Origin of the sequence: Gilliamella sp. Occ3-1 (assembly GCF_001690655.1) — a bacterium.
In the GTDB taxonomy this organism is placed as follows: domain Bacteria; phylum Pseudomonadota; class Gammaproteobacteria; order Enterobacterales; family Orbaceae; genus Gilliamella; species Gilliamella apicola_P.
In genome coordinates, this window is record NZ_LZHQ01000027.1 from 130,317 (window position 1) to 143,423 (window position 13,107).

11 protein-coding genes are annotated in these 13,107 nt (G+C 32.8%); 7 read left to right on the forward strand and 4 right to left on the reverse strand.

The features are described from left to right. The first annotated feature begins 233 nt into the window (after positions 1 to 233). Positions 234 to 1,631: a cysteine--tRNA ligase gene (gene cysS, locus A9G43_RS08095; RefSeq protein WP_065608146.1), complete on the forward strand. Its 1,398-nt coding sequence runs from the start codon at positions 234 to 236 to the stop codon at positions 1,629 to 1,631. Positions 1,632 to 1,733: 102 nt separating this feature from the next. Here the strand turns inward: cysS and trmJ are convergent, their stop codons facing one another. Then, positions 1,734 to 2,423, reverse strand: coding sequence for a tRNA (cytosine(32)/uridine(32)-2'-O)-methyltransferase TrmJ (trmJ, locus tag A9G43_RS08100; protein WP_065608203.1), 690 nt, complete (start codon positions 2,421 to 2,423; stop codon positions 1,734 to 1,736). Positions 2,424 to 2,739: 316 nt separating this feature from the next. On the opposite strand from trmJ, the gene raiA reads away from it, so the two are divergent. The 3 genes from raiA to mutY all read left to right on the forward strand — a co-directional run bounded on the left by raiA (position 2,740) and on the right by mutY (position 5,370). Beyond that, entirely contained in the window at positions 2,740 to 3,072 is a 333-nt protein-coding gene (gene raiA / locus A9G43_RS08105; protein ID WP_065608148.1) for a ribosome-associated translation inhibitor RaiA, read from the forward strand. A 100-nt stretch (positions 3,073 to 3,172) separates the two neighbouring features. After that, the gene (pheA, locus tag A9G43_RS08110; RefSeq protein ID WP_065608150.1) at positions 3,173 to 4,324 is read left to right on the forward strand and encodes a bifunctional chorismate mutase/prephenate dehydratase; all 1,152 of its coding nucleotides are present in this window, start codon (positions 3,173 to 3,175) and stop codon (positions 4,322 to 4,324) included. A gap of 5 nt (positions 4,325 to 4,329) precedes the next feature. After that, the gene (gene mutY / locus A9G43_RS08115; RefSeq protein ID WP_065608204.1) at positions 4,330 to 5,370 is read left to right on the forward strand and encodes an A/G-specific adenine glycosylase; all 1,041 of its coding nucleotides are present in this window, start codon (positions 4,330 to 4,332) and stop codon (positions 5,368 to 5,370) included. A gap of 242 nt (positions 5,371 to 5,612) precedes the next feature. Here mutY and A9G43_RS08120 read toward each other — a convergent pair whose 3' ends face one another. Then, positions 5,613 to 6,797 (reverse strand): FAD-dependent monooxygenase, encoded by a 1,185-nt coding sequence (locus A9G43_RS08120; protein ID WP_065608152.1) that lies wholly within the window; start codon positions 6,795 to 6,797, stop codon positions 5,613 to 5,615. Positions 6,798 to 6,812: 15 nt separating this feature from the next. Then, a complete protein-coding gene (locus tag A9G43_RS08125) occupies positions 6,813 to 6,992 on the reverse strand; it encodes a Sec-independent protein translocase subunit TatA (protein WP_034909727.1) in 180 nt (59 codons plus the stop codon). Between the two features lie 621 nt (positions 6,993 to 7,613). On the opposite strand from A9G43_RS08125, the gene A9G43_RS08130 reads away from it, so the two are divergent. Together A9G43_RS08130 and A9G43_RS08135 are read left to right on the forward strand one after the other, a co-directional pair. After that, positions 7,614 to 8,303: a LexA family transcriptional regulator gene (locus A9G43_RS08130; RefSeq protein ID WP_065608154.1), complete on the forward strand. Its 690-nt coding sequence runs from the start codon at positions 7,614 to 7,616 to the stop codon at positions 8,301 to 8,303. Positions 8,304 to 8,538: 235 nt separating this feature from the next. Continuing rightward, the gene (locus tag A9G43_RS08135) at positions 8,539 to 10,374 is read left to right on the forward strand and encodes an ABC transporter ATP-binding protein (protein WP_065608156.1); all 1,836 of its coding nucleotides are present in this window, start codon (positions 8,539 to 8,541) and stop codon (positions 10,372 to 10,374) included. A 65-nt stretch (positions 10,375 to 10,439) separates the two neighbouring features. Here the strand turns inward: A9G43_RS08135 and dacB are convergent, their stop codons facing one another. After that, complete coding sequence (gene dacB / locus A9G43_RS08140) at positions 10,440 to 11,876, reverse strand: serine-type D-Ala-D-Ala carboxypeptidase (RefSeq protein ID WP_065608158.1); 1,437 nt, start codon at positions 11,874 to 11,876, stop codon at positions 10,440 to 10,442. 178 nt (positions 11,877 to 12,054) lie between these two features. Between dacB and A9G43_RS08145 the strand changes: the two genes are divergently transcribed. Further along, on the forward strand, positions 12,055 to 13,068 hold the full coding sequence (locus A9G43_RS08145) for a TerC/Alx family metal homeostasis membrane protein (protein ID WP_065608160.1): 1,014 nt from the start codon (positions 12,055 to 12,057) through the stop codon (positions 13,066 to 13,068). Positions 13,069 to 13,107: the final 39 nt, after the last annotated feature.

Consider the following 13,107-nt stretch of genomic DNA (forward strand, 5'->3'; position numbering starts at 1 on the left):
TTGGCGGGTAAACCGCCAATTTAAATAAGATTAAGGTTTGTATTTATAGTAAATCATATTTCTCATCATCAACCTTAAAAACATCTATACAAACTCAACAAATTTAATTCAGTTATATTGGTATATGCATTTTCTCAATTTTGCTTACAAAGTTCTTAATAAGTAATTTCGTCATATCCAGAATTTTGTTATATTATCTAACAAAATCCATCAATTTTACCCTGTAGATTATAATGTTAAAAATATTCAATACATTAACACGCGAAAAAGAAATATTTCAACCAATTACCCCTAATAAAGTTGGACTCTATGTTTGTGGAGTGACAATTTACGATCTTTGTCATATTGGTCACGGACGTACTTTCGTTGCTTTCGATGTTGTCGCACGTTATTTACGTTTTTTAGGTTACGATTTAACTTATGTTCGTAATATTACTGATGTTGATGACAAAATAATTAGACGTGCGTTCGAAAATGGTGAAACCTGTGATCAACTTACAGATAGAATGCTACAAGAAATGTATACCGATTTTGATGCACTAAATATTCGTCGGCCTGATATAGAGCCTCGTGCAACTCATCATATGCCACAAATTATCAAATTAGTTGAAGAGCTTCTCGAAAAAAACCATGCATATATTGCCAATAATGGTGATGTCATGTTTTCGGTAGACAGTGATCCGAATTACGGTATTTTATCTCGCCAAAATTTAGAACAATTACAAGCTGGTGCTCGAGTTGAAGTTGTTGATGTTAAACAAAATCCAATGGATTTTGTATTATGGAAAATGTCAAAACCTAACGAACCAAGTTGGGATTCACCATGGGGTAAAGGTCGCCCTGGTTGGCACATTGAATGTTCAGCAATGAACAGCTATCAATTAGGCAATCACTTTGATATTCACGGTGGCGGTTCAGATTTAATGTTTCCACATCATGAAAACGAAATTGCCCAATCAACTTGTGCGCATAACGGCCAATATGTAAATTACTGGATGCACTCTGGTATGGTAATGATCAACCAAGAAAAAATGTCAAAATCACTCAATAATTTTTTCACTATTCGCGATGTATTAAAGCATTATGATGCTGAAACAGTACGTTATTTTTTACTATCTGGTCATTATCGTAGTCAGTTAAATTATAGTGAAGATAATTTAAAACAAGCAAGAATGGCACTTGAGCGACTATATACAGCCTTGCGAGATACTGATGCGAATCATCCACATACGACACCTGATAGTAATTATTATCGCCAGTTTTGTAACGCAATGGATGATGACTTTAATACACCAGAAGCTTATTCAACGCTTTTTGATCTGGCTCGTGAAATAAACAAAGCCAAAGCCGATAATAATATGCAACTCGCTAATGAATTAGCAGCTGAGTTACGTTATTTATCAGCAGCTCTTGGATTATTAGAGCAAGATCCTATTAAATTTTTACAAGGTGATAAGCAAGATGATGTTGATGTGGCATTAGTCGAAGCATTAATAAAACAACGTAACGAAGCAAGAGCAAACAAAAATTGGTCTCAGGCCGATGAAGCTCGTGACAAACTAAATGCAATGAATATTGTTCTTGAAGATAGTGCAAACGGCACAACATGGCGCAAAAAAGCTAAAAACTAACATACTTAGAATTGATATTTTGATTAATAGATAAGATACTACATTAAACAGTATCAACCTTAAAATAGCACCCACAAATCTGTGGGTGTTTCTATTTTAACATCAATGTAAAATTTTATTAATCGAAGTTAAAATGCCACGCAAAATATTTAGTTCCTGTTGTTCAATACGAGCACGTGTAAATAATCGACGCAAACGCCCCATAATTTGTCCTGGATGATTGGCATTAATAAAGCCTGTCTGTAATAAAGTTTGTTCTAAATGCTGGTAAAAGCGCTCTATATCAGCATCTATAGGAAACTCAGTTTCAGCCATATTCTCATTTTCCTTTTCAGATTGCTGATCTTCAAGATTGAGCATTGACATGCGAATTTCATAACACAAAACCTGTACCGACATAGCAAGATTTAAAGAACTATAACTAGGGTTAGCTGGAATTCCAACATGATAATGGCACTTTTGCAATTCTTCATTAGTTAAACCAACACGCTCACGCCCAAATACCAAAGCGACTTGAGTATGGAGATTTGAGGCTTCTTGAATAATCTTATCGCCACACTTTTTGGGAGTTAAATATGGCCACTGTAAACTACGAGAACGCGCACTAGTACCAATCACTAAAGTACAATCGGCAATGGCTTGTTCAAGTGAAAAAAAGATTTGTGCATTTTTTATAATATCACTGGCACCTGCAGCTAACGAAATCGATTGAGAATCAGGCTTGATGACCGGATTAACTAAACAAAGGTTAGTTAATCCCATGGTTTTCATTGCTCTCGCAGCAGAGCCCATATTGCCTGTATGAGATGTTTCAACCAAAACAATCTTCACATTATCTAAATAACTCACATTGTCCTCATTATTGAAAATTACCTATAACATAGGATAAACTAAATAATTATTAATACAGTATATATTAAATTCATGGTAAAATCAGTGTCAGCCCCTCCACCATGTTATGCAATATTCAGTCAATGGAATTTATTTCAAAATTAAATTAATAAAAATTAGACAAAAGCAAAGATCTTATTGACGAGACTAAAATAATTTGCCAATGTAATAACAACATTAAAATTAACTTTGTTGATAAAAAATGAGGAGGTCAATTATGACTTTAAGTATTACCAGTAAACAAATGGATGTTACCCCTGCTATTCGTAGCTATCTAGAAGATAAATTTTCGAAGTTAGATAAATGGAGAGCACTGTTAATCAACCCTCATTTTATTTTATCGAAAGAACCAGATGGATTTATTGTTGATGCAACAATTTCCACCAAAGGAACTTCATTAGTTGCCTCTGCCAAACATATTGATATGTATGCTGCAATAAATAACCTTATTGATAAGCTTGAAAAACAACTTAATAAACTACAACACAAGAATGAATCTCGGCGTGCGGTTAACAGCATAAAAGACGCAGTATTAGAAGAAGAAATTTAATTCGTCAATTTTCTTGATTGAATAAAAAGGCACTTTGATGGTGCCTTTATTTTTTTGCTTGTTATAATACAAGCTATCTTTTTTAAATAACTAATAAAAAATGGCTACAAATCCTTTATTATCTTTGCGAAATAAAATTAATAAATTAGATAAAAAATTGTTAGAGCTTATTGCCCAGAGGCGCCAACTTTCAACACAAGTAATTCATACGAAAATTGAAGCAAACATTCCTGTGCGCGACATTGATCGTGAGCGTTCACTTATCAGAACCTTAATCAATGAAGGCAAAGACTATCATCTCGATGATATTTTCATTAAACGCTTATATCAATTAATTATTGAAGATTCTGTACTATTACAACAAAAAATCTTGCAAGAAAAGCTTAATCTCAGCACAATCACCACAGCCAAAGTTGCCTTTTTAGGCCCCAAAGGATCTTATTCGCATTCTGCTGCTCGCCGCTATGCTAGCACTCACTTAGATGAAATGATTGAATTAAGCTGTTCAACCTTTAAAGAGATTTTTGAACAAGTCGAAAGTGGTGCCGTAGATTATGGAATTTTACCAATAGAAAATTCAAGTTCTGGCTCAATTAATGAAGTTTATGATTTATTGCAAAAAACTAATCTACATATTATTGGTGAGCTCTCTTTACCTATTGATCATTGTGTTCTTGCTATACAAAATTCACAGCTAGAGCAAATCGATACTATTTATAGCCATCCACAACCATTCCAGCAATGTAGTAATTTCTTAGAGAACTATCCTCATTGGAAAATCATATACTGCGATAGTACTTCATCAGCAATGGAAACTGTAGCTAAATTGAATCAACGTAATGTTGCAGCTATGGGTAATAAAGATGGTGGTGAATTATATGGGCTACAAGTCCTTGAACATAATTTTGCTAATCAAAAAGAAAACATTACTCGTTTTATTGTGTTAGCTCGTCAGCCAATAGAAGTATCTGCTCAAATCCCAGCTAAAACCACAATTCTCATGAAAACAGGTCAGCAAGCAGGTGCTTTAGTTGATGCGCTATCGGTATTACGTAACCATAACATTGTTATGACTAAACTTGAATCACGACCAATTCATGGTACGCCTTGGGAAGAAATGTTTTATATCGATTTGCAAGGTAACATTCATTCTTATGAAATGCAAACAGCTCTCAAAGAATTGGCATCAATGACTTTATATACTAAGGTACTAGGGTGCTATCCTAGTGATTCTATTGTTGCTGCAATGTAATGGCTATGACAATACAATACTTTTCGCAAGCTGTCCTGACGTGGTATGAACAATATGGCAGAAAATCGCTACCATGGCAGGTCGAAAAAAGCTCTTATCATGTTTGGTTGTCTGAAGTGATGCTACAGCAAACCCAAGTTGCAACGGTTATTCCTTACTTTAACCGTTTTATTGAGCACTTCCCACAAATAACAGATTTAGCAAAAGCGCCAATTGATGATGTATTACATCTTTGGACAGGACTTGGTTATTATGCAAGAGCACGTAATTTACATAAAGCAGCACAATTAATTGTGGATAAATTTAATGGCATGTTCCCTACAAAGTTCGATGATGTCGTCGCACTTCCAGGCATAGGGCGCTCAACAGCTGGTGCAATTTTATCTCTTGCACAAAATCAACATTATCCAATTTTAGATGGCAACGTAAAACGTGTTTTAACCCGATATTTTGCTGTTGAAGGTTGGCCTGGTATTAAAACTGTCGAAAATAAACTTTGGCAATTAAGTGCACAAGTCACACCGAAACATAAGGTAGCAAAATTTAATCAAGCTATGATGGATATTGGGGCTATGGTTTGCACACACACTAAACCTAAATGCTCCTTATGCCCATTGCAAACCCATTGTCTAGCATATAAAACCGAAAGCTGGCAACTCTATCCCACAAAAAAAACTAAAAATGCCATTCCCAAAAAGACAGCCTATTTTTTAATGCTGGAATATGATCATACAATTTGGCTTGAAAAAAGGCCTCCGTCTGGTATTTGGGGAGGATTGTATTGTTTCCCTCAATTTTCAAGTAAACAAGCAATAACTGACTGGTTAAAAAAACAAGGTATCGAAACAACAGCACCAAAGCAACTTGTTGCATTTCGCCACACATTTAGTCATTTTCACTTAGATATCTTTCCTATTTATTGTGTCATTACTAAGTATACAAAATGTTTTAATGAACATAGTGGCTATTGGTATAAACTAAAATCTAACAACGCAAAAATAGGTCTTGCTACCCCTGTTTATAACTTATTAAAACAAACAATTTAATCACGATTTATTATCAATATTGGTGCACTTTTTAGTGCATCATTATTATTCTTGTTTAACTATAATTTGCTAAGCACATTAGATCATGCGGCTTTAGTTCAGTTTACTTACTTTATGGTTGGATTGTTATTTCTGGAATAGATTCTTAATCTATTAAGTATCATAATTTATTTTTTATACTGAAACACATGCTTACCGGAAAGTTTTTGACAGCCACAATAATAACTAGATATAAGTTTAAATTAAATATGCATAGCATATTTAATCAGTTGCTTTTTTAATAGCTGACTATTATCAATAACATTCATACCAATTGTTCTTAACTTCTTTTTCAACAAATTATCACCATTAAACATATCTTGAATAGTTTGCATGGCCGTGAGCATAACTAACGCATCTTTGCGACGATTAAACTCAAATGATTTTAAATTTTTTACAAGCCCAATATCTTTATTAGTTTCAGTTAATTGTTTAATGGTTGAAACTAATAAAGCAGAATCTTGAAAACCTAAATTTACCCCTTGCCCCGCTAAAGGGTGAATAGTATGAGCTGCATCGCCAATAAGCACTAACCGATGCTTAATAAATTGTTTAGCAAACCGCGCTTTTAATGGGAATACCATTCTAGAGTTAATTAACTGACATTTTCCGACTTTATCACCAGTCAACCGAAATAATTCGTTCGAAAATTCTGATTCAGAAAGTGAAGTTAAAGTAGACGCATTATCTGGTTTTGTCGACCAAACTAAACAACTTTTATTTACATTCCAAAGAGGAAGAAAAGCAATAATTCCATTGGGATAAAACACTTGTCTAGCACTGGATTGATGAGGATATTCAGTTTGAACAGTTGTAATCACAGCATGATGAAGATAATCACGCTCAAGAACAGAAATATTTTCACTCCTACGTACCCAAGAATGAGCACCATCAGCCCCTATTATTAATTTAGCTCGTAAAACAGTTTTATTTGCAAGTGTTAAAAAGGCAAAAGCATCATTAAATGTGCAATCAACTGCTTCATGCCTATAAATCTTAATATTCGAACAGTTTAAGGAAAACTGGTAAAGGTAATGAGAAATGACATTATTTTCAATTATGTATCCAAGATTAGAATAACCGTAATCTTTGGCTTGAGCAGACAAATGGGCTTGGCCATTTTTTTCCCATACACCTATCTCAGTAAATTCCTGTACACGGTTGCTATTGCATAAATCATCCCATATACCAATTTTTGAAAAGTAGCGCTGGCTAGCGCCATTAATAGCAGAAGCTCTAATACTCATTTCAGCATGAGGCAAGAATTCATGCTGACAAATTTTAGTATCTATAATCGCAATGTTTAAATCACATTGGCTAAGTGCACAAGCAGTGGCTAAACCAACTAATCCACCACCAACAATTACTACGTCAAATTGTAAATTCATACTAAATAAATGCAACTATTTATTATCATCTAACTTATTATCACTTTTTGATTCAACTTCGTCATCATTCATCGCTTTTTTAAAGCCTTTCAACGCTAAACCAAGATCCGAACCTAAATTACGTAACTTCTTAGTGCCAAATAATAAAATCACTACGGCAAGAAACACTAAAAGATGCGGAATGCTAAAAGACATAATCAAATCCTCTCAATAAATATAACACTCTGTTAAGATAAGCTTTAAAACAGATTTTACGGATACTGATTATACTCTTTTTGTGAAGGAATTTCATGAATAGTTGAAGGATAAAAAAAGACCTGTATAAAACTATACAGGCCAACATGAAATATAAGGAATATAAGGAAAGAAAACAATGAAAAATCCTTACCCTGCTTATTATCCATTTTTTTTCGCTTTCGTCAACGTTTTTATTTGTTTTTAAGCTTGTTTGATTATTATACAAAAAAAATACAAATTAAATAAAAACATAGAACTAGACAAAATCACACACCTAAAAAACATTTGATAAATATCAAATATTATATAGAAAAGTATTTTTTATCATAAAAAAAAAGATTTTCAAAGAAAAACACGAACAACCAAACAGAAAAACAAAAGCAATAATTTATCAAAAAAGCCTATCATTTATTCATAAAAAAAAGAAAAACAAGATAAAAACAAAAATATGCAATCCAAAAAAAAGAATAAACAAGGAAATAAAAATAATTTAATGAATTTCCACGTCATTAACATATACAAAAACATAAAAAAATGCATTATAATTAATAAACTTATGCAAGAAATAATGGATCAAAAATGAATACAATTAAAAATAATAATATTAAGACTTTTAAAGATAGACTATATAGCTCAATGCAAGGTTTATCTGTATCAGCCTTCGCTAAAAAATGTGATATGTCAGAAACAGTAATCCGAGATTATTTATCAGGTAAAACATATCCATCACTTACACGTTTAGAAGTCATTGCTGAAAAATGTAATGTTTCTTTTAACTGGCTTGCTACTGGACATAAATTAGAAGTATTAGACCCTAAAGACAGCGAAGAAGTGTATAACGAAAATATTTATCGTATCCCCGTATATAAAAAACAGTTACCAACAAAAGAAGAAGCGCAAAAAGAGCGTTTTGTTAGGGAAACGCCTCCGGTAATGAATTATCCTATTATTGAAGGTTGGGTTAAGCATCGAGGTTTGGATGCTAAAAAATTAATTATATACTGGGCTAAAGGTGATTTAATGTCGCCAGAAATCAAAAATAATAATGGATTAATTCTTAATACAGAAATAAATGAGATTATTGATGGCGCAATTTACCTAATTGAATATGAAGATATTACCTTTTTGAGAAAGATTCGTTTAACTCTCAATGGATGGTTGTTAATCTGCAATAATAACCAATATCCTACTATTGAAGTACCTAAAGCAGACTTTCATAAATATCATATTGTTGGACGCGTTGTACTTATTATAAAAGATATATTTTAAGACCATTAGTGGCTATATATTGACGTTCAAGATATAATCATAATATGAGGAAATATAAAACATTATATTTCCTCATCAGCTTTTTAATATTTATAATATTATAGATCGCAGATATATCTAAAATTTCATGTAACAATTTAATGCATATATAATTTACATATATTTGCGCTATCCTCGTTTTTTATATCATTGATTGTATTATCAATGGAAAACTCTATTATTTGTCAGGCCTAATATGTATCGATTTTTTGAAAAATTAGTATCTCCTTATCCAAAAGTTGAATATCAATGTATGCCTAAAAATTTTTTTAATTTCATATGGCAATCAACGAAAGGAATTCGCTTATTTCTACTATTATTAATTATTCTTAGTGCATTCGCTGGCGCTTTTGAAGCCTTTTTATATGCAGCTCTTGGTAGGGTTATTGATTGGCTTGCAGCTGTTGAACCTACCAAATTTTGGCAACAAGAAAAAACAACATTATTAATATTAGCCTTAATCATCATAGCAAGTACAATTATTATTGGATTACAAACTATTATAAAACATCAATGCCTGGCTGGTAATTTTCCAATGAGAATGCGCTGGAACCTTCATCGGTTGGTACTCAATCAAAGCATGCGTTTTTTCCAAGATGAATTTGCCGGTAGAATATCAGCCAAAGTCATGCAAACAGCGCTTGCAGTTCGTGATACTTGCTTTTTAGTGACGGAGATTTTTATCTATGTCTTTATTTCTTTTATTGCTATGGCTACAATCATCGGGCAATTAGATCTTTGGTTGTTAATTCCATTTATAGGCTGGTGTCTAATTTATGGTATTGCTATGTATTATTTTATTCCTCGTCTAAGTAAAGTTGCTAGCATGCAAGCTGATGCTCGTTCTACGATGACAGGAAGAGTAACCGATGCCTATACCAATATCATAACCGTAAAACTTTTTTCACATGCTGGCAATGAAGCAAAATATGCTAAAGAATCAATGGATGAATTTTTAGTCACTGTCAATCAACAAATGCGCTTAGTCAGTAGCTTTGAAATTGTTAATCATTTAATGTCTATTTTGTTGATACTAAGCACAACAGGTATTGCCTTATGGCTATGGAGCAATCAATTAATTGGTGTTGGTGCAATTGCAACAACAACCGCTGTAGCACTTCGATTAAACGGTTTTTCACATTGGATTATGTGGGAATTGGCAGCCCTGTTTGAAAATATTGGTATAGTCAAAGATGGAATTAACACTTTTTCAGCCACTAAAACAGTTATTGATCAACCCAATGCAACATCACTTCGTGTTACCCAAGGTAAAATCGAATTTAAACACATCCATTTTGCTTATGATAAAAAACAACACAATTCAATTATTGAAGATTTAAATTTAACAATCAAATCTGGTGAAAAGATTGGTTTGGTTGGTCGTTCTGGAGCTGGAAAATCAACGCTTATTAATTTATTACTTCGTTTTTACGATTTACAAAGTGGAAAAATTATTATTGATGGTCAAGATATTACTGCCGTTAGTCAAGAAAGCTTACGCTCACAAATCGGTATGGTGACACAAGATACTTCGTTATTGCATCGCTCAGTACGAGAAAACTTACTTTACGGTAACAAAAATGCTTCTGAAGAAGATATGATAAAAGCTGCCCAAAGGGCTCATGCTGATAACTTTATTCAAACACTCGTTGATACAAGAGGTAAAAAAGGATACGACGCTTTTGTTGGTGAACGGGGTATAAAATTATCTGGAGGACAAAGGCAACGTATTGCTATTGCTCGCGTCATTCTAAAAAATGCCCCTATTTTATTATTAGATGAAGCAACAAGTGCATTGGACTCTGAAATTGAACAAGCAATTCAAGAAAGCCTATACACTTTAATGGAAGGCAAAACCGTTATTGCTATTGCCCATCGATTATCAACAATCGCAGCAATGGATAGGCTCGTGGTACTTGATCAAGGTAAAATCATCGAACAAGGGACTCATCAAGAATTACTGAACAAGAATGGTTTATATGCACAGCTTTGGAAACATCAGAGTTGTGGCTTTTTAGCCGATAATATTTAATTTGCAAAAAAATGTCGGGACTCATATAACTAAAAATAAAATATATGTGTCCTGACTACACTTTATTAATTAATAAAATTTTTATAGAATTCCGATTCAAATCGCATGACCGCACTATTTTTAGGCTCACCCTTATTATCAGCTTGGTATCCCGATAATAGCTGCACAAATGCAACGTATCCTCCATCAGACTTTTGGATTAATCCAGCTAAGTTATAGCAACCTTGGATATAACCTGTTTTGGCTCTTATCGTCTCTTTAAAAGGTGCTTGATTAAAACTTTTTCGATTCTGCAAAGTACCGTCAACACCTGCAATTGGTAACATTTCAATCATTTTTAATTTTGTATTATTGGCTGCAATATATTGTAGAATTTCCATTAACTTATCAGCACTAACCAAGTTTAATCTAGATAATCCAGAACCATCAGCAATAACTAAATTTTCTAGATTTATACCTGCTTTTTTGCGTAAAATTTGCTTAACAGCATCACCACCATTACGCCATGTACCTTGAACATTATAATAATGAGCGCCTAAAGTTCTAAATATAGCATCTGCATATAAATTATTTGATTTTTTAAGCATAATTGTTAACAGTTCAGAAAGTGGAGCGGATTGACTAGAGGATAATAATGACAACTGAGCATTAGTCCTTTGGTTACGTTCAATAAATGATCCGGTATACGTTATTTCTTTTTGTTTAAGCTCATTTTTCAAAATTTTTGAAAAATATTCAACACTATCTATTACTGCAAATTTTAATGGCGTTTTATCCGCACTTACAGCAATGCATCCTGATAGATGGTAATGGTTTTTATCTGAATAGCTTACATCTAATTCACAATATTTATCATTTAAATCTTTACTATTAGCTGCAATCGTTCTGACATCACCTGTAAACATAATAGGAATGTTAGAAGAGACCGAAACAGAGGCTTTGGAACCGACCTTACCTGGAGTTATTATTGCATTAAAACAGTTATCTTCAATAATAGCAGCAGATGGCGGAGCACTATAACATGCAGTTAAGTTATTCCAAGACCAGCCAGATGCTTTATCATGACTTGTAAAGATTGAAGTATCTAAAATTATATTCCCTGAAATTTTTTCAATACCTTTTTGCTGCAAGGCTGCAATCATACTTTTTAATCGTTCACGAGTTAAAGTTGGGTCTCCACTTAATTGAATAATAAGATCACCATTTAACTGTTTATTACTTATTGAACCATTAGTTTGTATACGAGTTATAAATCGAAAATCGCTCCCTAGTTCAAGCTGAGCAGCTAACGCAGTTATCACTTTTTGAATACTTGCAGGCTGTTTGAACTGATCACTTTTATATTTTGCTAATGTTTTAGGATTACTCCCAACAGATTGAACCAAAACGGATAAATCACTTCCTTTAGATAAAGAAGATATATAGGGCTCGACTGGTTGTGCATTTAATAATCCTGAAATAAAAGGAAGAAAAAAGAAAATAATTATCCTAAATTTTGTCATAAATATTGGCTCAAAATATTATTAAACTAAAACAGCTAAATAAGATTTGCAAATATAACTTTTTTTGATTTTGCTAGCAATATATACTCTATTACTTTTATAAGTATTAATTACGGTTAAATTTGATAGACCCACTATTCAATTTATCTAATATCAATTAAAACTAGAAGAAATAAATATGATTAAAAGTTCATTAGGGTTTCCAATAGAAACCATGTTGGTATTTGTTGTGCTAGCCATAGCTGCAATTATTATTGATTTATATGCCCATCATAACAATAAGCTTATTAGTTTAAAAAATGCCATTATTTGGTCACTTTTTTGGATAATTATTGCATTGGGGTTTGCACTATTTTTATACATTCATCATGGCGCAGCCATAGCCAGCTTATTTATTGCTGGCTATGTCCTTGAAAAAGCATTATCTGTAGATAATTTGTTTGTTATTATGGCTATTTTTTCGTGGTTTTCAGTACCCAATAATTATCGTCATGGCTTACTTTATTGGGGAGTTATTGGTGCTATTATATTCCGCGCCATATTTGTTGTAATTGGAACAAATTTGTTATATTTAGGTCCTTGGATGGAGTTAATTTTTTCAATATTGATTGCTTGTACTGGAATAATAATGCTAAAAAATCAAGATAATGACCAAGACATAAAGGATTATTCAAATCACTTAACTTTTCGCATCGCCAAACGTATTTTTCCATCTTACCCTAAAATTGTCGGTCATCACATTTTATTGACCAAAAAACAACTTGATATAGAACTAGCAAAACCTGAGAACGGCAATTTAGTTGGTAAAATACCTAAAAGTATTTTTTATGCTACACCGCTGTTTTCATGTATTGTTGTAATTGAACTAAGTGACGTTATGTTTGCTTTTGATTCGGTTCCTGCTGTGATCGCTGTAAGCCAAGAACCGTTAATCGTTTATAGCTCGATGATTTTTGCTATTTTAGGCCTTAGGACTATGTATTTTATTTTACAAGCCATGAAACAGTATTTAGTTCACCTTGATAAAGCGATTATTTGTTTACTCTTTTTTATTGCTGGGAAATTAGCTTTAAATGCAAGTAATCACTTATTTGGATATGGTGTTGATATAAATCCAATCACCAACCTTTATATCGTTTTAGGCATACTGGCTTTGGGCATTCTTACTAGTATCATCTTCCGGAAAAAATAAAGTCTATAGAATAATATTGGCAGGTTTTCCTGCCATTTT